Raw genomic sequence first — 20,598 nt, 5'->3', positions numbered from 1 at the left:
TATTTAATAAAGCGCAGGTACATTAAAATATTGATAATTAATATGTTTAATGGAATTGTCCCGGAAGTACTCATCTCCCCATAAAATTTTCCGTTTACGATAGTTATTAATCTTCGCTATTGTACAAAATTTGTGCAATGAAAACGGTCATTTCTACGCTCCTGGGTTGCCTGTTTGCCCTGTCATCAGCCAGCGCTCAACAATTAACAGCCGCACAAAAATTAGTATTAACCACCAGTGAAGATTCCCTGAATGCAGGTATCGCCAAAAGTAAAACAGTGATCTCCGGTTATGGGTCTGCTTACTACCAAAGAAACTTTAATGAGCAAATGTCTTTCGCCACGTTGGAACGGGCGGTATTATTTGTAGGACATCAATTTAATGGCAAAATTGCCTTCTTCAGTGAACTGGAACTGGAAAATGCCAAGGCCGGAATAGGGCAGGAGAATAATGGGTTTACGGGAGAAATTGCCTTTGAGCAAGCCTATCTGCGCTTCAACCTGAATCCCCGTCAATACCTGGTAGCCGGGTTGTTTACACCCCGTATCGGGTTGCTGAATGAAAACCATCTGCCGGTTAACTTCAACGGCGTGGAACGTCCGTTGGTAGAACAGGTAGTGATACCAGCCACCTGGCGTGAGCTGGGCGTAGGCTTCTATGGCCGTTTACGTAACCTGCCCATCAACTATAGCGTAGCCATCGTAAATGGACTGGATGCCAGCAAGTTTGCCCATGGCACCGGTTTAAAAGAAGGACGCGCAGAGGGGCAAGGTGCCTTTGCCAACAACCTGGCCATCACCGCCGCTGTGCAATACTTCTGGCGGGACTTTAAATTCCAGGTATCCGGTTATGCCGGTGGTACTAACGGTCTCAATAAACGAAAATCAGACAGCCTCGAGCTCAGCTATGGTATGGGCGCTATGCCGGTATACCTCGGAGAGGCAGACGTACAATATGCCCGCAATGGCTTTGCCTTTAAATTATTAGGGACTTCTATTGTATTCCCGGATGCAAAAGATGTGAATAAAGCCTATGCCAGCAATACGGCCAAAGGCATGTACGGCGCTTACCTGGAAGGAGCTTATAATCTTTTTGAGAAAAGTCGCCGTATGGCCGGGCAGCAATTCAATATTTTTGCCCGTTATGAAATGTTTGACCTCAACAGCGCTACGCCGGTAAATGCGATCTACGATGGCACCGAAAAGCAACAACATCTTATTGCCGGATTCAGTTACCTGCCCATCCCCAATGTGGTGATAAAAGCAGACATGCGACTGATGCACACGGGTGATGAAAACCCTGATCTGGTGGTGAATCCAAGCCCCAACCGGATTCCGTATAAAACAAACAACTCCTTTTTAAATATTGGTATCGGGTATTCATTTTAATGTTCAAATCTTAACGATATGAGTCAACTGAACAGAAGAAGCTTTTTAAAAGATACCTGCAAAGCCTGTCTGGTAGGTGCGGTCAGTATGTCCATGGTAGATTTCCTGGAGTCCTGCAGTACGGTGAAGACTTACCGCGCAGCCATGAATGGCAATGCCGTTACTGTGCCCCTGAATTTGTTTGATGCCGCGCCGCTACAAGTGGTGAGTCCTAAAAGCTATGCCTACGAAATAGCCGTGCGCAAGTTGCCGGATAATACTTATGAAGCCCTGTTGCTTCGTTGCACACATCAGCATAATCCGCTTACGCCTACCGGCAACGGCTATATGTGTACAGTGCATGGCAGCCAGTTTGATAAAGACGGCAATGTAAAAAAAGGTCCGGCCGATCAACACCTGTTACAGTTGAAAACGGAAATACAACAAAGTAATCTCATTATTCACGTGTCATAATTCATCTGTTACATGAAATATTTAAAATTAGCCCTGTTAGGAATCGTGGCCGCAGGGGCAGTCTCCTGTGCCAAGAGCGATAAACCAGATACCACGCCTACGGCGGACTTCAATACCCTGAAAGCTACTTTTATTACCGATTTTGTCAGCAAAACAGCTATCCCCGGATATAATGATCTGGCTACAAAATCGGGTACCTTCAATGATAAGGTTACCATATTGAGTACTACTCCTACTGAGGAAAACCTCGCCGCTGCAAAGCAGTCGTGGCGCGATATGCGTGCTACCTGGGAACAGTGCGAAGGATTTCTTTTCGGCCCCGTGGAAGATGATAACCTCGATCCGGCCATGGATACCTGGCCGGTAGACAAATCTGCGCTGGATGCCGTGATTGCCGATCCCAATAACAAGCTGGACCTGCCGGCTATCCAGGCGCTGACATTCGCGCTGAAGGGCTATCATCCTATTGAATACGTATTATGGGGTGCAGATGGTCAGCGTAAAGCTGCCGATATCACGCCGCGTGAAATGAAATATATTGTGAGTCTTACCCTGGATCTGAAAAATATTTGTACCAAATTATCCAGCAGCTGGACGCCAGCAGGCGGCAACTATGGCAACAAGTTGTTGACCATTGGAGCCAGCGGTAATGTATATACGAAAAAACAGGATGTATACATCGCCATTGTAGATGGTATGAAAGGCATTTGTGATGAAGTAGGTGGTGGAAAAATGAAAGAGCCTTTTGATCAGAAAGATGGTACTAAAGTAGAATCGCCTTTCAGCGGCAACTCACTCACCGATTTTAAAAACAACCTGGTAGGCGCGTATAATGTATACACCAGCAATTTCCTGAATAACAAAGGTGTTGGCTTAGATCAGGTGATATCGGCTAAGAATGCGGCATTGAATAAAAAGATAGTGGAAGGTTTTCAGGCAGCCATTGGCTCCTTTGATCCTATCACCATGCCTTATGAGAAAGCTATTCTCAACGATCAGCAGCGGGTGAAATGTGAAGATGCCATGAAAGCCATTAATGCGCTGGCAGTATTGCTGGACACAGAGCTGAGAGATTTCGTCGTTAAAAACATTACTGACTAAGCGACAATGCAAATTAGAAAGATATATGTAGTGGCTTTAATGCTGGCATCGCCCATATGGCTGATGCGTTGTAAAAAGCCGGATACCTTTGATGAAAGCGGGTATGATCCACGGTTAAGCGGAGGAGAAGCTACTTTTTTCGATATTACGAGCAAGGCTTTCGGACACCCTATTCCCGGTTTGAATGAGCAGGATCAACACGTGCATGATGTGGGAGATGAGCAATCAGATCAAACCTTTGTGACCGCGCCGTCGCCTGTCAACAGTGGTTTAGGGCCAGTATATAATAACGTGAGTTGTAAAAGCTGCCACCATAACGATGGTAAAGGAAATCCTACTACCGGGTTAAATACCTCGTCTATGCTGGTACGCGTCAGTATTCCCGGCACCGACGAACACGGTGGACCGGTAGCCGTTCCTGGCTTCGGTTTGCAGCTGCAAGACCTCGCAATATTTGGGAAACAGCCGGAAGCGAAAGTGAATATTGTTTATACAGATAAAAATGTCATTTACCCGGATGGTACTATTACCGTATTGCATCAACCCGGTTATCAGCTGATCAATCCTTATCTGCCTTTGCCTGGTAATGTAATGTTATCCGCCCGTATGGCGCCGCCGTTTTTTGGTCTTGGGTTGCTGGATCTGATTCCGGAATCTACCATCACCGGTTTTGCGGCGCAGCAAGCGCGGGAGGGACGTGGTATCAGTGGAAAAGCCAACTATGTGTACGATCCGGCTACCGGAAAAACTGCTTTGGGACGCTATGGCATGAAAGCCAATACAGCCAGCTTGCTCACACAGGTTGCCGCCGCTTATCAGCAGGACATGGGTATTACCAGTCGTATTTTCCCGAAGGAAAGTTGTGATGGGCAAGTGCAGAATGAAGGTCGCCCGGCTGATCCGCTGTTGGCAGATACCATTTTAGATGCCACCGTATTCTATATTAAAACGCTTGCTGTGCCTGCGCGCAGAAGCACCACTGATCCGTCCGTGAAGCAGGGAGAAGTCCTGTTTACACAGATTGGCTGTGGCAGTTGTCATATCCCCACCATACAAACGGGCACGGATGTACGCTTTAAGGCGTTGAGCAATCAGCGTATCCATCCTTATACGGATTTGTTGCTGCATGATATGGGCGTTGGTTTAGCGGATGGGCGTCCGGATTTTCTGGCCAGCGGGAGTGAATGGAAAACACCAGCTTTGTGGGGAATAGGATTGTTTGAAAAGACAAATGGGATTCCTTACTATTTGCATGATGGCCGGGCTCGTAGTTTACCGGAAGCTATTTTGTGGCATGGCGGGGAGGCGGAAAGCAGCAAACAGCAATACATACAGCTATCTGCAGATGAGCGCAATCATCTCATCAACTTTTTAAAATCTTTATAAAATATTAATAAACTTAAAAGCAGCATCTTTTATATTAAAATATAAAAGATGCTGCTTTTTTTATGAATTGAAAAACCGCTCGTTAATAGTTATCGTACATACACTTACATAAAACAATGTTATTTTACTTTTAAAGAGTTGTGTCTTTTAATGGTTAACTTGGGAATAGCCTGGTATGTCCTTACCGGGCTTTCTTTTTTTATATAGATTTCCGCATTACAAAATCCTCCATCAGATAGCCCTGCCCGATGTCTGTATCCCGCTCTGTATATACGCTGAAGCCCTGTTTCTCGTAAAAGAATTTCGCTTTATTGTATTTGTTGACGTCGAGTTCGAGGATGTCGGCGCCACGTTTTTTCACCTGGTCAATCACTTCCAGCAGGAGTAATTTGCCGACTCCTTTTCCCTGGTAACCGAGGTCGATATAAATTTTGTGGAGCTTATACACATTTGGCGTGGTAGTCGTACTATACGCTGCGTATCCTATTGGTTGGGCATCATCCAGCAGTATTAAAAACTGGTGTTGCTTTTCGGTCATTTGCTGTTGGAGTGCGTTGGCGCTGTACATCATGTCCAGCATATATTCCATTTGAGCAGACGTTAAAATCGACTGGTAAGTTGGTCGCCATATTTTGTCTGCCAGCGCTTGTATAACAGGAATATCATTTACTGTTGCGGCATTGATTTGGTACATAGGTTTTATAAACTTTTTTCTTCTCGTAATATATTTTCGATGGTTTCTTCCAGTTTGTTCAGCGGCGTATATCCGCGGGCACAGAGGTAGAGTTGCTTGCCGGTATCAAGGATGGCAGCGGGAAATCCGGTGATGCCCCAGTTTTGTATCAGCTGAAATTCCTGATTGGTTTGGTACCGGTAATGTTCTTCCTGAAGTTTGGTGATAAACGCTTCTTCCGGCAAATTAAATTTTTTAATCAGCTGCCGGTAAGTGCTGTCGTTGTTCAGACTCAGTCCATCGTAGTTCAGTGCAACCTGCATATCATGCGCAAAGGTGATGGCATTTTCCGGCTGATATTCTTTGAATACCGTGAGCGCGATGCTGGGTTTTTCTGAATCCATCATTTCTTCCGAGGGCAGTAATTTTTCCAGGAAGTTGGGACCAAACTTAACCCCCGTCGTGTTTTCTACATTCACATGCGCTTGCTGGATGTAGTTGGCCATAGATGACCATGGGTGGCGGTTAGCGCCGGTGATCATTCCTCCGGAGAGGATATCGAATTCCATATTGTTGCTGGCGCGTTCCTGTAATTGTTGTATTACCGGAGTAAAGCCATAGCACCAGCCACAGAGCGGATCGTATATATAGGTAAATTTCATTTTCTAATTTTTTTTGTGAGATGGATACCTTTTTATCCCTGTTCATCTTCAAAAAAATGCTGTTCGTGCAGTTGTTTGGAGAGCGCTTTATCTTTTCGTATAGCCTTGATAGATAGTCGTACTGCAAAAATGAGTGTAATCACCGAGGCGCCCATCAGGAAGATATTATTACCGAGGAACAGGAAGAAATCGTATGTTCCGTGGAAGAAAATAGCGATGAGTAGTCCCTGAAACAGGAGGGTGCTACTTCGGTCCCGGATAAATTTCGCCATTCCCACATAATATCCCATCAGGATAGCGAAGGTAGCATGCGCCGGTACGGAGAGAAACATCCTTGCCACACCGGTACCAAAGCCATATTTGCCTACGTACGCAATATTTTCAAGGGTAGCGAATCCCATTCCGATCATCACGGCATATACAATTCCATCGAGTGGTTCATTGAATGCTTTTTTAGGATAGGCGAAGAGTACGAGGACCAGGAATTTGGCCAGTTCTTCTGAAACGCCTACTACACCATAGGCAAAGGCGGCAGTGCCCAGCAGGGTGCCGTCGTTTTCCCGCAATCCCATGGTAACGGCCAGTCCTTGTATCAGCAATGGCAAGGCTACGCAGGCCATACCAAGTAAGAAGCTTTTTATTAACAGGCCGGTAGGTTCCCGATCGTATTTGTCCATTAAATAGATGAACAAACAAATGGCGAATCCGGGGGCCACGGCCAATGCCAGTAGCATCATGGAAGTAAATTTTTCGATTGTCTGCGTTGCTGCAGGTAGTCGTTCAGCATGTCAACAGTGTAACTACTCAGATTGTTTGCTTTGGTAATACCTCCTTTCTGCGCGGCCAGCGTACCATAATGGATATCCTGGAATCCGTGAATGCTGTGAGCATCGGGATCAATGGAGATAAGCACTTTTTTCTCCATAGCATAAGGCAACCAGCTCCAGTCGATATCCAGGCGACGCGGATGTGCATTCAGTTCTATCACTACCTGGTTGGCGGCACACGCATCGATGATGGCTTTATGATCTACCGGGTAGCCATTTCTGCTGAGAAGCAGGCGGCCGGTCATATGCCCAAGGATGGTGGTATATGGATTTTCGATGGCTTTGAGCAGGCGGGCCATTGCCTTCTCTTCTGTCATTTTGAGATTGGAGTGCACAGAGGCAATTACCAGGTCAAATTTGGCCAGTATTTCATCTGGATAATCCAACATACCATCGTTGAGGATATCGGATTCTATGCTCTTAAAAATGCGAAATGGCGCCAGCTTTTTATTCAGGGCATCTATTTCGGCGTGTTGTGCCAACACTCTTTCAATATGCAGTCCGTTGGCATAGAAAGCGGTGCGGGAGTGATCGCTGATAACGAGGTATTCGAAACCCTGTGCTTTGGCAGCGGTAGCCATTTCTTCGAGGGAAGATTCGCCATCGCTCCAGTTGCTGTGGGAGTGGATAATGCCTTTGATATCAGTGGTGGTGATGACGTTGGGCAGTTGTTGTACGCGGGCCTGCTCAATTTCGTTCATGCCTTCCCGTAGGAACGGTGGAATGAAAGCCATTCCTGCGGCGCTGAAAATGGCTTCTTCGGAAGTGGCCTGGTGCAGGAAGTCGGCGCCGCCGGCAGCGTTGAATTTATCGATAAAAGCTGGGGAGCCGGTGGTCAGGAACAGTTGATGGTGGAAGTCGGCCGGCTCGCAGCTATGCGTAACTACTTTGAGTTTGCCATCGAGTTGCCATACGAGGTGATGGTCGTTGGTGGCGGTGAGTTCAAAGCCTGGGAGGGCAGCCAGTTGTTGGGATACGACGGCTACCGGGGCGGCGATGAGTACTTCTATTTCATCGATGATGATGCTATGGCGGCGGAAAGCGCCGGTGAGGGAAACGGGAACAGGGGCCCATAGCTCCTGTAATTGTTTCTCCAGCTGCTGACCGGTGTTGGCTACTTCTGCGTAGAGGAAGCGGTGACGGTTAGAGAGATAAAATTCTATGTTTTGGCGAACGCTTTCCTGGGTTTTGGCGCCGAAGCCTTTGAGGAGCATGAGGCGGTTTTCATTGCAGGCGTACAGTAGTTCACCCATAGATTCTATTTCCAGCTCTTTCCAGATGGTGGCAATTTTCTTGGGTCCCAAACCTTTTATTTTCATGATTTCCAGGATACCTGCGGGAGTGATTCCGAGGTAGTGGTTGAGGAGGGTGAATTCCTGGGTGTCCAGCATTTCGATGATGCTTTTACCAGTGGATTCTCCGATGCCTTTGATCTTGAAAATTTCTTCTTTCGGTATTTCTTTCAGCTGCGAGGACAGTTTTTCTATGGTAAATGCCGCGGAGGCGAAGGATTTGGCTTTAAAGCTATTTTCTCCATGGATGTCCATGAGTTTGGAGAGCAGGGAGAAGTTATCGGCGATTGAGTAATTATCCATGCGGTAAAAATACGGAGATGTTGCGAGTTTTTATCTTACTCAGGATTACTCTGATTAGACTGATTTTTTTATGTGGATGTTGGAAGATGGGAGCAAATGTGTTGGGGTATATCTTCCAAAATCCTTCCATCTTCCAACATCAAAAAAACAAAAAACAAAAAACAAAAATCAGTATAATCAGACTAATCCTGAGTAAGACAATATCCGCTGGGGGTGGGTACAAAAAAAAGATCCTGACATAAATGTCAGGACCCTTATAACTACATTTTGTAATTCCGATCTTAGTTAGCCGGAGTTGCAGGAGTTGCTGGAGCAGCAGCTGGTGCCTTTTTAGGAGCAGCTTTCTTCTTAGCAACTGGTTTTTTAGCTGGAGCAGCTTTCTTCGCAACGGCTTTCTTCTTAGCTGGAGCGGCTTTCTTAGCAGCAGCTTTTTTAGGAGCAGCTTTCTTAGCAGCAGCTTTCTTCTTAGGAGCAGCTTTTTTAGCAGCAGCTTTCTTAGGAGCAGCTTTTTTAGCAGCTACTTTCTTTTTAGGAGCAGCTTTCTTAGCAGCAGCTTTTTTAGGAGCAGCTTTCTTAGCAGCTACTTTCTTTTTAGGAGCAGCTTTCTTAGCAGCAGCTTTTTTAGGAGCAGCTTTCTTAGCAGCGGCTTTTTTAGGAGCAGCTTTCTTTTTAGGCGCAGCTTTTTTAGCAGCCGCTTTTTTAATTGTTGCCATTGTTTTTTGAATTTGGGTTAGTAAAAATAATTGGGTATTAAAAAAAACTTTATGGCTAACACTGATTAGGCTTCCGCCTGAGCAGTGGTATCAAATGCTTTAACAGAAACGTAAGTTTTGTTTTCGCGACCTTTTCTGAATTCCACTACACCGTCTGCAACTGCGAAAATGGTAAAATCTTTACCAACGCCTACGTTTTGACCAGGATGGTAAACAGTACCTCTCTGGCGAACAATGATGTTACCAGAAATGGCAGGTTGACCACCGAAGATTTTTACTCCCAGCCTTTTGCTATGGGAATCACGGCCGTTCTTTACACTACCTTCCCCTTTTTTATGTGCCATTGTATAATTACTTTATAATGTCTAACAAAAATTTTAGCCTAAAACGAATTAAGCTATTTCATTGATTTTGATTCTTGTAAAATGGGTTCTGTGACCAACTTTCTTTCTGAAGCCTTTTCTTCTCTTCATTTTGAAAGCGATGACTTTATCACCCTGAACATGAGCCAGAATCTCTGCTTTTACTACTGATTTTACATCAGTGCCTACGGACAGCTTACCACCGTTATCGGTTAACAGTACATCGGAAAACTCCACTTTGTCTCCAATATTTCCTTGTAACTGCTGTACAAATATTTCCTGGTCTTTTTGTACTTTAAATTGCTGACCTGCGATTTTTACAACTGCAAACATAATTATCCAAAATATAATTTCCGCAAAAGTAACCTTTTGTTTTTTAATAGACAAAGTTTTTCGGTCTTTTTTAAATCACAATGTATAAACATCTATGAAGGACCGACAAAAGCTTAATCTTTTCAAAGATACATACTTTCTTGAATTTTAAATTAATTTAACAAATTATCCTTTCGGGTGCCGGGCCGCTGTATCCACCTCTTTGTGCTATTTCCGGATCATTTAAAAACAGCTATCTTGCTGTGCAAACCAACGCAAATTTGTATACTTTTGTCGTTTACGCGAATTAAATACAGATAGGATGGGCGCATTTTTTTATTTAATTATTTAGCCATTTATTTTTCCGGCCACCCCTTTTTGGGGGAAAATACCGGTTTTTCAGGCTATTAAATGAGAAAATATTCCAATCTTTAGTCTCTCAATCATAAAACAACAGGCATGAAGTTTAAATCACTGCTGGCCAAACCATTTGCTTCTATCGTACATAATAAGATAAAGAAGGAAATGTTAAGGGCGGTAGAAGATCAGGATACTATCCTGCAGGAGCTGATAAAGACAGGCAAGAAGACAGAATTCGGTACAGACCATAAATTCAATGCTGTACAAACCCACGAAGAGTTTAAGCAGGCTGTGCCTTTAAGGGATTATGAACAGTTTAAGCCATATATAGAAAGGATTAAGGAAGGGAAACAGAATGTACTGTGGAAAGGCCAACCTATATATCTCGCTAAAACATCCGGTACTACCAGTGGCGTAAAATATATTCCCATCTCCAAAGAATCCGTCAATAATCATATAGATACTGCCCGTAATGCGTTGCTCAATTATATGGGAGAAACGGGTAATACGGCGTTTGCAGATGGTAAAATGATCTTTTTATCCGGATCTCCGGAGCTGGAAAGGGTAGGTGGCATCCCCACCGGCCGCCTGAGCGGTATCGTGAACCACCATATTCCCCGGTATCTGCGTACCAACCAGCTGCCATCTTACGAAACCAACTGTATTGACGACTGGGAAACCAAGCTGGACAAGATAGTAGAAGAAACCATCAACCAGGATATGACCCTGATTAGTGGTATACCACCATGGGTACAGATGTACTTCGACCGTTTGATGGAACGTACCAATGGCAAGCGTATCAAGGAAATATTCAAGAATTTTGATGTGATGGTATATGGTGGGGTGAACTTTGAGCCTTACCGGGCCAAACTGATGGCTTCCATTGGCGCACCGATTCATACGGTGGAAACCTTTCCCGCCTCAGAAGGCTTTTTTGCCTTCCAGGACTCCCAGGAAAAGGAAGGATTGCTGTTGAACGCCAATTCCGGGATTTTTTATGAATTTATCCCTGCAGCGGAAATTTTCAACGAAAATCCGACGCGTTTGTCGCTCAAAGATGTGCAAACAGGTGTAAATTACGCCATGGTGATTAACAACAACGCCGGATTATGGGGCTATAACCTCGGAGATACGGTGAAGTTTATTTCCACTAATCCCTACCGTTTGCTGGTAACCGGCCGTATTAAGCACTTCATTTCCGCCTTTGGAGAGCATGTGATTGGAGAGGAAGTAGAATACAGCCTGATGAAAGCGGCTGCAGAAGAAAACGTACATATTACAGAGTTTACAGTGGCGCCTATGGTACAAACCAACGGAGAGCTGCCTTACCATGAGTGGTTTGTAGAGTTTGAAAATATGCCGGAGAACCTGAGTGCTTTCGCGAAGAAAGTAGATGAAAATATGCGTCAGAAGAATATTTATTACGATGATCTGCTGACTGGTAATATATTGCAACCCCTGAAGATAAGGACTGTCCGTAAGCAGGGCTTTATCGACTATATGAAAGCTATTGGAAAACTGGGAGGACAGAACAAAGTGCCTCGATTGAGTAACGACAGAAAGCTGGCAGATGAACTGTCGGCATACTTACAAAAATAACCGGCGATTCAAGGCTGTAACAGCTGTCAGGTCATTACCGGCAGCTGATTCGTCATTTTTTGTTAACTGTAAAAAAGTAAATCACCGTAATGAATAAACGAAAGATTGCCATTTTCGGGTCCACGGGATCTATTGGCATACAGGCACTGGAGGTGATCGCAGCACACCCCGACAGATTTAGTGTAGAAGTACTGACTGCACAGCAGAACGCTGATCTGCTGATTGAGCAGGCATTGAAATTCAAGCCGAATGCCGTCGTGATAGGAAGCGAGGCAAAGTACAAGCAGGTAAAAGACGTCTTATTTGATAAAGGCATAAAAGTATTTGCCGGCCCTAAAGCCATGGTAGAAGTAGCCGCATGGAGTTCAATCGACATGATGCTGGCAGCTATTATGGGATTTGCAGGCCTGGCGCCTACTTTATCTGCCATTGAGCAGGGAACACCAGTGGCTTTAGCCAACAAGGAAACCCTGGTAGTAGCAGGTGATATTGTAATGGCTACCGCACGCAGAAAGAATGTACCCATTATCCCGGTAGATTCTGAGCATTCCGCCATTTTCCAATGTCTGTTGGGAGAACCATTTTCCAAAGTGGAAAAGGTGATTCTTACCGCATCAGGAGGGCCTTTCCTGGGTAAAAAGCCCAATTTCCTGATTAACGTAAAGAAAGACCATGCCCTGCAGCATCCTAACTGGAGCATGGGCGCCAAAATCACCATCGATTCCGCTACCCTGATGAATAAAGGGCTGGAAATGATTGAGGCGCGCTGGCTGTTTGGATTGGCGCCCGAAAATATTGAAGTGGTGATACATGCACAATCTATTATCCACTCCATGGTGCAGTTTGTAGATGGCTCCCTGAAAGCACAGATGGGGCTGCCGGACATGAAACTGCCCATTCAGTATGCGCTGGGGTATCCTGACCGACTGGCCAATGATTTCCCTCGTTTCTCTTTCAGAAACTACCCTTCCCTTACTTTTGAGCAACCGGACACCAAAACATTCCGCAACCTGGCCATCGCCATCGATGCCATGCAAAAGGGTGGTAATGCCGCCTGCGTGATGAATGCCGCCAACGAAGAAGTGGTAAATGCCTTCCTGAGAAACAGGATTGGCTTCCTGCAGATGACCGAAGTAATTGAGGAAACACTGGCTAAAATACCGTTTATCGAAACACCTACGCTGCACGATTACTATGAATGCGATAATGCCGCACGTGAACACGCTGCTTCCCTTATCAATTCTATCGTTATATAAAATTGCCGGTAAAAATTAACAAAGAGTTTTGCCTGAATATGTATTAAAACTAATATATTGGGCAGATTAAAGCAGAAACAACTAAATGACTACAGAGGTAATATTGGTGAAAGCAGGACAGTTGATACTGTCACTTTCTATTTTGGTGGTATTACATGAGTTAGGCCATTTTATCCCGGCCAAACTATTCAAAACCAGGGTGGAAAAATTCTATTTGTTCTTTGATCCATGGTTCTCACTCTTTAAGATTAAGAAGGGTGAAACTGAATATGGTGTTGGTTGGTTACCATTAGGCGGATATGTAAAAATATCCGGTATGATAGATGAAAGCATGGACAAGGAGCAGATGGCCAAACCGCCACAGCCCTGGGAGTTCCGGGCCAAACCGGCGTGGCAGCGATTGATTATCATGATTGGCGGTGTTACCGTAAATATTCTCCTGGCGTTCTTCATATATGCAATGCTGTTATGGCATTACGGCGAAAGCTATTTGCCCGTAAACGAAGTGAAATATGGCGTGGAAGCTGATTCACTGGCACATAGCATCGGCATTAAAGATGGCGATAACATCATTGCCATTGATCACCGTCCGGTGAAATCATTTGAGTCTATTCCCAGCGAAGTAATTTTGCATGAGGCGAAAAGTCTTCAGGTTACCAGGGATGGTAAGGAAGTGGATATTCCTGTACCCGCTGGCTTTATCCGGGCTTTGCTGAAACAGAAAGCACCTTTTGCTGTACCGCGTTTCCCATTTGTGGCAGACAGTATTTTGCCTGGTAGTCCTGCTGCCAAAGCGAAGGAGCAAATACGGAAAGGGGATCAGCTGATAGCGATGAATGGCGTTGCTACTCCTTATTTCAGCGACTTTGTTAAGGAAGTACGCAAGCATAAAAATGAAGATGTACTCATTACAGTACTTCGTGGTAATGATACATTGAGTTTAGCAGCTACTTTAACTGCAAAAGGTGAGTTAGGGGTGTCTGCGAAGAATCTCTTTACGTTTAGCACCAAGCATTTTACTTTCCTGGAGTCATTCCCGGCAGGTTATCAGAAAGGGGTAGATAAGCTGGTAGATTATATCAGACAATTCCGTTTGATCTTTGTTTCCAAAGAAGTAAAAGTATCAGAATCACTGGGTGGCTTTGGTAGTATCGCCAACCTGTTCCCTGAAGCATGGGATTGGGTTTCCTTCTGGCAACTCACCGCGTTCCTCTCTATTATCCTGGCCTTCATGAATATCCTGCCTATTCCGGCACTGGACGGTGGACACGTACTCTTCCTGTTGTACGAGATCATTACCGGCCGCAAACCCAGCGAGAAATTCCTGGAATATGCCCAGATAGTAGGTATGGTGTTGCTGTTTAGTTTGCTCCTTTTTGCAAACGGACTGGATATCTGGAGAAGTATCAGTAAATGGTTTTCCTGAAATCAGTAGATAAGTTATTGTAAGAAAGAAAGTTGCAGCGGGATATTTTCCTGCTGCAATTTTTTTTTGTTTTGACACAGGAGAAAAAAATTGTATCTTTGCGAGCTAGTATACCGGGGATGCCTGGTTTTGACAGCATAGATCTTTGAAAGTGTAAGCATGCCGTGCGTTGGATAATTAGCACGATAATCTGAATATTCAAACTATAATTGGCGAATCTAACTACGCCATGGCTGCCTAATCATAGATTAGACACCCATTATAGCCGCCCGGAGTTGTTGCCTTATGCGACTCCCGCCGCCGAATCATAAACCCATAGGGATAGGCATTCATGGTTTCTGTGAGTGAATGCTGAAGCTACAACGGATACGGATAGGGTTGGTTCGTTACGCCCCTGCCAGGTCCCGACAAATCAATGCGTAAATAAGCATGTAGAAAGCTTTCGGCGAATATGTTTGGACGCGGGTTCGATTCCCGCCATCTCCACAAAAAAGGGAGCTTTACTGTAAAAAGTATTGTTCCCTTTTTTATTTCTTCAAAAATCCGGACCAGGCCTGTTGGAATGACGTTTACGAAAAGTATTAAATAGTAACAATCGACCCATGATACACTAAAGTCATATTTTATTTTCAACCGAAATTCATGGAAAGAGGCAGATATAGAAAGCCATGGGGAAGAAATGATCAGGCTATCTGCTTCAGCACTATCAATTAAAGAAGCGATCTTCTGAAGAGAGGTTGTAATTGTTTTGTTTTACTAAAAGGCATGCGTTGCTTCATTATGATCTTAGTCTGTACAAAATGTATTAAGAAATGCCAGATTACACAAGCAAGTCGATATTCCTACCTGAAACATTTTTGTTTGGACAAAAGGAGCAGTTCGCCCTGGAGTTGGAGAGTATGAAGACCAAACATAATTACAAGTTATGTTTTTGGGTCAATGGTAACAGATTGGGTACTTTTACAAGAGGTGGTGAATTATTGTATGCGATTGAAGCATACTATTTATTTACCCGTCATAAAGAAGACTTTTATCTCCTGGAATTTTCGACAATGTCGCCTGCCCAAATAGATTATTATTTACGCGAAATTATTTTACTGGTAGGCTCGACAAAAAAAGATAAGATTGAAGAGTATAAAAAAAGAGCCAAACTTTGTCTTTCTTTAGGGAATCAGTTTGACGCGGATGGCGTCCACTTATTATACCACAACGACCAGGTATCCTTTATTTATCATCCGCCATTTAAAGGCAAGGTCAAAGCCAAAATAGAACGCTATGAGGTTGTTTATTCAGTGTTTTGCGAGGTATATAGTGAGTTCATAAACTTTTGTTTTGGATCAATTGAAGTATTAGGAGAGAAAGGACATGCCCTTGTTACAAAATGGATTCAACAGGACCGTAAGCCCTTTTTATTGAGAAGTTGACAACTACTCGCTGTTCATTTGGTGCAAAACTTTTACAAGCACGATCAGGGGTTCGATAGAAGTCCCCTTCAAGCCCATAAAAATGATATTGATATCGAGGCGGCTTTTATGAACCGCCTCGATATCTCTTGTATACCCAAGGCCAGTCGATTTCGGCATTTATTAGTTTCTTATTATTGCATAAATGATCTCAGATGAAATCCGGGAAAAACATGAAAATATCATTAGAAGAACTCTCCCTGAGGGGCAAGAAGATCATTGTACAGCAATCAGAAATCTCTTTAGCCGATGCTTTGGCTCAGATCCAACTGTTAAAGCAGCATTCGAAAGTCGCTCCATTCTCAAAGAAGGGTGGGTTCTCTTCTTAGCATCCTCTCCACAAAAGACTTTAAAGGGGCTATTATAACGGTTTATTCTGAGTGATATACAGGTTTAGTTTCTCCCCATTACACTTCCACAGATACCGACGGTATCGGAACTACTTCATTACTTTCTTCGCCTTCTTTCCATTTCGTTCTTACCAGGCAGAGGAATGTAATCACTGCGATAATACCATAAGCTATTCCCAATGCCACCTGGTTGGTGATAGAAATGGTGTTTACCATTAATGAGCTCAGTACAGCGGTTACTACTGCAAATCCGCCACCTGTCAATCCACTTGCTTTACCTGCATATTGCGGAAACCGAATTAAACAATAAGACATCAGGTTATTGAAGAGGAACCCGGCGGTGCTGTGCAGCAGGAAAACATATACTAACAACGTGAATAAATTATGATAGTAACGCGTTAGCGGTATCATAATGGCTACCACCACCAACTGTGATACACTGGCCAGCATCATTTTAGGGCGGAATGCTTTATTTACCAGCATTCTTGATACCATTCCGCCAACCATTACAGCCACCCCGGAGAATAGAGCACAATAGCCTGTTATGGTGGGAGAGAAATGTAACTGTTGCTCTATCAGAAACGGACTGCACATACCATACAGCAGCACCATCCCGTATGTTAATCCGAGTACGATTACACCAGCAGTGAAATCCCATGTTTTGATCATCCTGCCATAGACTTGAGCAACTGATGACACGCTGAAGGGCTGTGCGGCTTTCATCGATTCTCCACCAATGATCAGTTCAATAACAAAGAACACCAACCCGAAATAGCCAAGGAACAGGAAGTTGGAAGACCAACCCCAGGTTGTTTGAAAGTATCCACCCAGGAAGGGCGCTACGATGGGTGCAATAGCCCAGATCACAGAGAACATGCTTGTGTATTTCATTAACGTTTCTCCTTTATACAGGTCAATAAAAAAGGCCCGCTTGCTGATCGCAATCACTGCTACAGTAAATCCCTGTAATATACGCATGGCGTAGATTACCCCGAGATGGGTGGAATACGCGATAACAAAGCTGGACACACTGAATAAAAGTATTGATATCAAATTAGGCATATAGCGACCATAGCTGTCGATCAACCCGCCTACCACCAGCTGCGACACACCGTAACTGATAATGAAGAGGGAAAGTGTCAGCTGAATAGCCGCCGGTGAAGTGTGTAACTGTACTGCCATATCGGGCAGAGAGGGGATAAATATGTCCATCGCAAAACCAGATAATGGCATCAGGCATAGCGACATGATAGTATTCCAACGGGTAGTTGATGCTTTGATCCTTCTCATACTTGTAGCTTTAAATTAGCGCTGTAAAGTTAGGAAGGCGTGTAGCTACCGATATTACACCTTTCAAAGAGATGATTATACAAATCAAATGTGGTGTATTATTTCCGTGATGCGGGTGTTTTCCTATTCAGGCAGAATTCCAGTGGGGATTGATGAGTGGATTGTTTGAAGTATTTATTAAAGTGAGAAGGATATTCGAATCCCAGCGCATAGGCAATTTCAGAGATGTTCCAATCGGTATTACGCAGTAAAGTTTTCGCTTCGGAGATCACGCGATCATGAATGATTTCACGGGTTGTTTTATTGGTATACTTTTTCACTACACTGTTTAAATGGTTTACGTGTACATGAAGCTGATCTGCAAAGTAAGCAGGGGTTAATAATTTCAGGGGAGCTTCGGGTGAATCTACCGGGAATTGTTGGTTCAGCAGTACGAAGAACTCATTCGCCAGCCTGTCGCGGATTGCGGATGCCAGGGCGACGGGTGTTTCTGACTTTTGTTGTAAGCGGATGCCTTCATGAATGAGTAGCTGCAGCAGGTTACGTATCATATCCCATTTAAACGGGTAGTCGGACTCCTGCAGTGCCTGCATTTGTGTGAAATAGATGCTTAGTCGCTGTATTTCCTTTTTTGTGAGCAGGATGACCGGCATCAGGGAAGGATTAAACAACGGGCAGGCATGCCGTATATCCGGGGGAATGCAGCCTTCTATAAAGGGGGCGTTGAATAAACAGTAAAAGCGATCATACGGTATATTTATTTCTATGGAGGTGGGTACTGAAGGGTTGGTGAAAATCAGGCAGTATTGATTCAGCGGTATTTCCTGTTCATGATACAGCAATGTGCCACTACCTTTTGTGGCGGTGTAGCTCAGGCAGATTTTGAAATAGTCGCGCCGGTTAAAAGGTGTTTTCAACGTGGCGGTAAGTGCTTCGCGCACGTTAAAATGTGCTTTCCCTGATTTGTGCAGGAGCTCAGATGGAATGTCGTGGCCAGTGCGTTTGTAGAGCTGTAGCAGTGATTCGGTAGGAATGATTTTTTCTTTCATAACCTTTTGAGATTATATAATTCAAAGGTAATGAATTTGGGAGAGCAGTCATCCCGCACACTGCTACATTTGCACCGGCGTGTGCGATCTATTTAATAGTAACCTCCGGCAATTTACAGGTGGCTACTGCGTTTAGTAGTTTACTTTTTTCTTTCGGAAGGTTTTTTAAGAAAGGAGTTACATCATCACCATAGGCCCGTTCGCTGCCGGCCAAAAGGAGTACACCTTTGACGCCCTTGTTGTTCACCGCATGATAACGGTATACATTTCTTTCTACAATTTCTACACGCTTCCCATCGGCGGTATTTTGACTGATGAGGAAGTCGAGGATATATTCATCGTTCTTTTCATAGACATTGTAATTGACTACTGGGTTAGTAGTCTTTAATTTCTTCAATTCTTCCATTTTTGCGCCTACCAGGTCTTTGGGTTGGACATCGCCCTGTAGAAAATCAATGGTCACGAGCGATTTAAACTTCTCCAGGTTATCATTGGTGGTAAGATATTCTTGTTTGTAGTAGTTGTTATTGGGATGGGTGGTCCATACCAGGCTATAGCTGCCGTTGTTCAGCTGAATGGGACCTGGAATGTGAAGATAGTCCTTCACGTTAGATTGAGCTGCGGAAGTAATTGCCCAGAGGCCTAGTATGAGGCTTAATATTTTTGTTTTGTGGTTCATGAGATGGTAGATAATAAAGGGTTATGATGAAACAGATATCTGTGCGTATTAAATTAAATATAATATATTTAAACGCTATTTGAAGGGAAAGGTAGGGGAAAATATTGATGCGGTAAAAGCCTTAATCAGTGAATGGGTTTGAACCGCTTGAATCTATTAAATAGGATCAATGTGATGTTTACTGATTAGTGAGCCAACTATTCCATTAATATAGGGAAAATCCATAGAAGATGAGTAAAACATATTACCGGTTAATGCCGGAAGTGCCAGGTGGACAAGGTATTAGAACCGTGATGGATACAAAAATTCATCCATCCGTTACCCGGCATTTACATTTTGAGTTTGCAGATTGGTTAGGGGATGATCTGATAGAATCTTTCCCCGTTTTTTTAGTTTCAGAGAAGATGTTTAATTCGCTTATTGCAAGTAACATCAGTGGAATCAAGAAGAATGAGGATGTTGAGTTTTCATATGCTGATATATTCTATGATTTAAATCCCGAAGGAAAGGTCATACCTAATTTTGTATGGATAGAAGTGACAACAGCCCCTGATGCCGATTTTAGGATTGATCAAAATCGCTATCTCAATGTATCTGCAGAAGCATTGAGAGTATTACAGAGTGGACGTCTGAATAACTGTATTATTGAAATTGTTTGAATGGATTAAGACATGGGTAGCTTTCGCATATTACAAGTAGGTCCCGAACAGCATAGACCTCCATTATCTTATAAGGTCTGTGAGTATTTTATGGTTTTCATAGAGAGGCATATTTTAATTCCACAGGAGATTATTTTGCAGGATAAATGGAATATTTGGCTTTCCATGATGTTTTTTAAAAAGGCACGATTTGGTCCGGCGGGAGTTTATGTATATCCACCAACGATTATGAAAGAAAACAGTGTGAAATCATATCCAATACAGATTCCTATCGATGAAATTACAGCAGCAGGTCAGCCGGTGTTGAAAGTTGTAACGCTTTTTTATGAAGGGATAACGCAGTTTTTTACAAAAAACTATAAACAGATTACGGTTGAGTTTATGCAGGAGCTTTGGTGTCAGATAGATATGATTTATCTCTTATCCCTGCCATATCCTGCTAACCCTAAGGACCAAAAGTATCTGGGTTGATAAATAAGGAGTACCAACCTATATAGCTGCCAATTGACCAAAGCTTGAATCTTTAGGGAATAATGCTTTTGTATGTACGCAAAATAAATAAAGAGTAAACATGAACATACTCGTTACCGATGATATTGACAAGTATATTGTATTCACCAGCGAATATGGAAACGGTATCGCCTATACCCGGCAGGATGCATTTACAGCAGGAGAAAGGCATGGTGTCGAATTTGATATTGAAGTTGGTCTCTCTGTAACTATAGATAGTAATACTTCGATTGGGAGTTTACATAAGCCCGGATTTTATCAGGATGGAGACTACACGCTTGTGGTGGCATATGTAGAAAATATAGATGATGATAATGAGATTTGTTTAAGAATTGGTGAGAGCTGTATTATATTAGCGTATGCGGAAGGTATCGGTATCCAGGTTGGAAACCTGGTTGAAATAAGACTGCATAAAGATCAGCTACTAATAACCAGTATCGGCAAAGAATATCCCTATAGYCGTACCTAAAGAATGAAAATAAAAT

At 43.6% G+C, this 20,598-nt stretch carries 21 protein-coding genes and 1 other RNA gene; 12 read left to right on the top strand and 10 right to left on the bottom strand.

Features of this window, described 5'->3' with window-relative positions; translation table 11 throughout:
• The first annotated feature begins 137 nt into the window (after nt 1–137).
• From AC1DFM_RS33820 to AC1DFM_RS33805, 4 genes are read left to right on the top strand one after another with little or no spacing between them, the layout of a single operon-like run.
• The gene (locus AC1DFM_RS33820; protein ID WP_477081209.1) at nt 138–1,388 is read left to right on the top strand and encodes a porin family protein; all 1,251 of its coding nucleotides are present in this window, start codon (nt 138–140) and stop codon (nt 1,386–1,388) included.
• An 18-nt stretch (nt 1,389–1,406) separates the two neighbouring features.
• Nucleotides 1,407–1,841: a QcrA and Rieske domain-containing protein gene (locus tag AC1DFM_RS33815; RefSeq protein ID WP_477081208.1), complete on the top strand. Its 435-nt coding sequence runs from the start codon at nt 1,407–1,409 to the stop codon at nt 1,839–1,841.
• A gap of 12 nt (nt 1,842–1,853) precedes the next feature.
• Nucleotides 1,854–2,942 (top strand): imelysin family protein, encoded by a 1,089-nt coding sequence (locus tag AC1DFM_RS33810; protein WP_477081207.1) that lies wholly within the window; start codon nt 1,854–1,856, stop codon nt 2,940–2,942.
• A 6-nt stretch (nt 2,943–2,948) separates the two neighbouring features.
• Nucleotides 2,949–4,328, top strand: coding sequence for a di-heme oxidoreductase family protein (locus AC1DFM_RS33805; RefSeq protein ID WP_477081206.1), 1,380 nt, complete (start codon nt 2,949–2,951; stop codon nt 4,326–4,328).
• 199 nt (nt 4,329–4,527) lie between these two features.
• On the opposite strand, the gene AC1DFM_RS33800 is transcribed toward AC1DFM_RS33805, so the two are convergent.
• From AC1DFM_RS33800 to rplU, 7 genes are all read right to left on the bottom strand, one after another.
• Nucleotides 4,528–5,022 carry an N-acetyltransferase family protein gene (locus tag AC1DFM_RS33800; RefSeq protein ID WP_477081205.1) on the bottom strand — a complete coding sequence of 165 codons (495 nt, stop codon included), beginning with the start codon at nt 5,020–5,022 and terminating at the stop codon, nt 4,528–4,530.
• A 5-nt stretch (nt 5,023–5,027) separates the two neighbouring features.
• Complete coding sequence (locus AC1DFM_RS33795; RefSeq protein WP_477081204.1) at nt 5,028–5,663, bottom strand: DsbA family protein; 636 nt, start codon at nt 5,661–5,663, stop codon at nt 5,028–5,030.
• 32 nt (nt 5,664–5,695) lie between these two features.
• Nucleotides 5,696–6,400: a PrsW family intramembrane metalloprotease gene (locus AC1DFM_RS33790; RefSeq protein WP_477081203.1), complete on the bottom strand. Its 705-nt coding sequence runs from the start codon at nt 6,398–6,400 to the stop codon at nt 5,696–5,698.
• On the bottom strand, nt 6,397–8,085 hold the full coding sequence (locus tag AC1DFM_RS33785; RefSeq protein WP_477081202.1) for a helix-hairpin-helix domain-containing protein: 1,689 nt from the start codon (nt 8,083–8,085) through the stop codon (nt 6,397–6,399). Before AC1DFM_RS33785 ends, AC1DFM_RS33790 begins: the two co-directional genes overlap by 4 nt.
• A gap of 281 nt (nt 8,086–8,366) precedes the next feature.
• Nucleotides 8,367–8,798, bottom strand: coding sequence for a hypothetical protein (locus AC1DFM_RS33780; protein ID WP_477026043.1), 432 nt, complete (start codon nt 8,796–8,798; stop codon nt 8,367–8,369).
• A gap of 65 nt (nt 8,799–8,863) precedes the next feature.
• Complete coding sequence (rpmA, locus tag AC1DFM_RS33775; RefSeq protein ID WP_079468897.1) at nt 8,864–9,142, bottom strand: 50S ribosomal protein L27; 279 nt, start codon at nt 9,140–9,142, stop codon at nt 8,864–8,866.
• A gap of 48 nt (nt 9,143–9,190) precedes the next feature.
• Nucleotides 9,191–9,547, bottom strand: a complete 357-nt coding sequence (gene rplU / locus AC1DFM_RS33770; RefSeq protein WP_291929311.1) for a 50S ribosomal protein L21 — start codon at nt 9,545–9,547, stop codon at nt 9,191–9,193.
• Between the two features lie 384 nt (nt 9,548–9,931).
• Here rplU and AC1DFM_RS33765 point away from each other — a divergent pair, with 384 nt between their 5' ends.
• The 5 genes from AC1DFM_RS33765 (at nt 9,932) to AC1DFM_RS33745 (ending at nt 15,537) form a co-directional block, all read left to right on the top strand.
• Nucleotides 9,932–11,431: a GH3 auxin-responsive promoter family protein gene (locus AC1DFM_RS33765; protein ID WP_477081201.1), complete on the top strand. Its 1,500-nt coding sequence runs from the start codon at nt 9,932–9,934 to the stop codon at nt 11,429–11,431.
• An 89-nt stretch (nt 11,432–11,520) separates the two neighbouring features.
• Nucleotides 11,521–12,687, top strand: coding sequence for a 1-deoxy-D-xylulose-5-phosphate reductoisomerase (locus tag AC1DFM_RS33760; protein WP_477081200.1), 1,167 nt, complete (start codon nt 11,521–11,523; stop codon nt 12,685–12,687).
• Nucleotides 12,688–12,772: 85 nt separating this feature from the next.
• Nucleotides 12,773–14,113, top strand: a complete 1,341-nt coding sequence (rseP, locus tag AC1DFM_RS33755; protein ID WP_477081199.1) for an RIP metalloprotease RseP — start codon at nt 12,773–12,775, stop codon at nt 14,111–14,113.
• A gap of 115 nt (nt 14,114–14,228) precedes the next feature.
• Nucleotides 14,229–14,602, top strand: a transfer-messenger RNA (tmRNA) gene (gene ssrA, locus AC1DFM_RS33750).
• Between the two features lie 323 nt (nt 14,603–14,925).
• Nucleotides 14,926–15,537, top strand: coding sequence for a hypothetical protein (locus AC1DFM_RS33745; RefSeq protein ID WP_477081198.1), 612 nt, complete (start codon nt 14,926–14,928; stop codon nt 15,535–15,537).
• Between the two features lie 446 nt (nt 15,538–15,983).
• Here AC1DFM_RS33745 and AC1DFM_RS33740 read toward each other — a convergent pair whose 3' ends face one another.
• The 3 genes from AC1DFM_RS33740 to AC1DFM_RS33730 all read right to left on the bottom strand — a co-directional run bounded on the left by AC1DFM_RS33740 (nt 15,984) and on the right by AC1DFM_RS33730 (nt 18,944).
• Nucleotides 15,984–17,216 (bottom strand): MFS transporter, encoded by a 1,233-nt coding sequence (locus tag AC1DFM_RS33740; RefSeq protein ID WP_477081197.1) that lies wholly within the window; start codon nt 17,214–17,216, stop codon nt 15,984–15,986.
• A gap of 98 nt (nt 17,217–17,314) precedes the next feature.
• Nucleotides 17,315–18,265, bottom strand: coding sequence for a helix-turn-helix domain-containing protein (locus AC1DFM_RS33735; RefSeq protein ID WP_477081196.1), 951 nt, complete (start codon nt 18,263–18,265; stop codon nt 17,315–17,317).
• Nucleotides 18,266–18,353: 88 nt separating this feature from the next.
• Nucleotides 18,354–18,944: a hypothetical protein gene (locus AC1DFM_RS33730; protein WP_477081195.1), complete on the bottom strand. Its 591-nt coding sequence runs from the start codon at nt 18,942–18,944 to the stop codon at nt 18,354–18,356.
• A gap of 230 nt (nt 18,945–19,174) precedes the next feature.
• On the opposite strand from AC1DFM_RS33730, the gene AC1DFM_RS33725 reads away from it, so the two are divergent.
• The 3 genes from AC1DFM_RS33725 (at nt 19,175) to AC1DFM_RS33715 (ending at nt 20,582) form a co-directional block, all read left to right on the top strand.
• Nucleotides 19,175–19,603 (top strand): hypothetical protein, encoded by a 429-nt coding sequence (locus AC1DFM_RS33725; RefSeq protein ID WP_477081194.1) that lies wholly within the window; start codon nt 19,175–19,177, stop codon nt 19,601–19,603.
• A gap of 12 nt (nt 19,604–19,615) precedes the next feature.
• Nucleotides 19,616–20,074 (top strand): hypothetical protein, encoded by a 459-nt coding sequence (locus AC1DFM_RS33720; protein ID WP_477081193.1) that lies wholly within the window; start codon nt 19,616–19,618, stop codon nt 20,072–20,074.
• 100 nt (nt 20,075–20,174) lie between these two features.
• On the top strand, nt 20,175–20,582 hold the full coding sequence (locus AC1DFM_RS33715; RefSeq protein ID WP_477081192.1) for a hypothetical protein: 408 nt from the start codon (nt 20,175–20,177) through the stop codon (nt 20,580–20,582).
• Nucleotides 20,583–20,598: the final 16 nt, after the last annotated feature.

The sequence above is a fragment of the Chitinophaga sp. 05T412 genome, from assembly GCF_056396465.1.
The sequence above is the reverse complement of the archived record's forward strand: the minus strand, read 5'-3'. Positions and strand labels throughout refer to the sequence as shown.

What these genes read in the sequence shown, in the direction of transcription:
- AC1DFM_RS33785 (WP_477081202.1), bottom strand. Translation starts at nt 8,085, where the DNA reads ATGGATAATTACTCAATCGCCGATAACTTCTCCCTGCTCTCCAAACTC.
- AC1DFM_RS33760 (WP_477081200.1), top strand. Translation starts at nt 11,521, where the DNA reads ATGAATAAACGAAAGATTGCCATTTTCGGGTCCACGGGATCTATTGGC.
- AC1DFM_RS33735 (WP_477081196.1), bottom strand. Translation starts at nt 18,265, where the DNA reads ATGAAAGAAAAAATCATTCCTACCGAATCACTGCTACAGCTCTACAAA.
- AC1DFM_RS33795 (WP_477081204.1), bottom strand. Translation starts at nt 5,663, where the DNA reads ATGAAATTTACCTATATATACGATCCGCTCTGTGGCTGGTGCTATGGC.
- AC1DFM_RS33815 (WP_477081208.1), top strand. Translation starts at nt 1,407, where the DNA reads ATGAGTCAACTGAACAGAAGAAGCTTTTTAAAAGATACCTGCAAAGCC.
- AC1DFM_RS33780 (WP_477026043.1), bottom strand. Translation starts at nt 8,798, where the DNA reads ATGGCAACAATTAAAAAAGCGGCTGCTAAAAAAGCTGCGCCTAAAAAG.
- AC1DFM_RS33730 (WP_477081195.1), bottom strand. Translation starts at nt 18,944, where the DNA reads ATGAACCACAAAACAAAAATATTAAGCCTCATACTAGGCCTCTGGGCA.
- AC1DFM_RS33800 (WP_477081205.1), bottom strand. Translation starts at nt 5,022, where the DNA reads ATGTACCAAATCAATGCCGCAACAGTAAATGATATTCCTGTTATACAA.
- AC1DFM_RS33805 (WP_477081206.1), top strand. Translation starts at nt 2,949, where the DNA reads ATGCAAATTAGAAAGATATATGTAGTGGCTTTAATGCTGGCATCGCCC.
- rpmA (WP_079468897.1), bottom strand. Translation starts at nt 9,142, where the DNA reads ATGGCACATAAAAAAGGGGAAGGTAGTGTAAAGAACGGCCGTGATTCC.
- AC1DFM_RS33740 (WP_477081197.1), bottom strand. Translation starts at nt 17,216, where the DNA reads ATGAGAAGGATCAAAGCATCAACTACCCGTTGGAATACTATCATGTCG.
- AC1DFM_RS33810 (WP_477081207.1), top strand. Translation starts at nt 1,854, where the DNA reads ATGAAATATTTAAAATTAGCCCTGTTAGGAATCGTGGCCGCAGGGGCA.
- AC1DFM_RS33765 (WP_477081201.1), top strand. Translation starts at nt 9,932, where the DNA reads ATGAAGTTTAAATCACTGCTGGCCAAACCATTTGCTTCTATCGTACAT.
- AC1DFM_RS33745 (WP_477081198.1), top strand. Translation starts at nt 14,926, where the DNA reads ATGCCAGATTACACAAGCAAGTCGATATTCCTACCTGAAACATTTTTG.
- AC1DFM_RS33725 (WP_477081194.1), top strand. Translation starts at nt 19,175, where the DNA reads ATGAGTAAAACATATTACCGGTTAATGCCGGAAGTGCCAGGTGGACAA.
- AC1DFM_RS33820 (WP_477081209.1), top strand. Translation starts at nt 138, where the DNA reads ATGAAAACGGTCATTTCTACGCTCCTGGGTTGCCTGTTTGCCCTGTCA.
- AC1DFM_RS33790 (WP_477081203.1), bottom strand. Translation starts at nt 6,400, where the DNA reads ATGATGCTACTGGCATTGGCCGTGGCCCCCGGATTCGCCATTTGTTTG.
- rseP (WP_477081199.1), top strand. Translation starts at nt 12,773, where the DNA reads ATGACTACAGAGGTAATATTGGTGAAAGCAGGACAGTTGATACTGTCA.
- AC1DFM_RS33720 (WP_477081193.1), top strand. Translation starts at nt 19,616, where the DNA reads ATGGGTAGCTTTCGCATATTACAAGTAGGTCCCGAACAGCATAGACCT.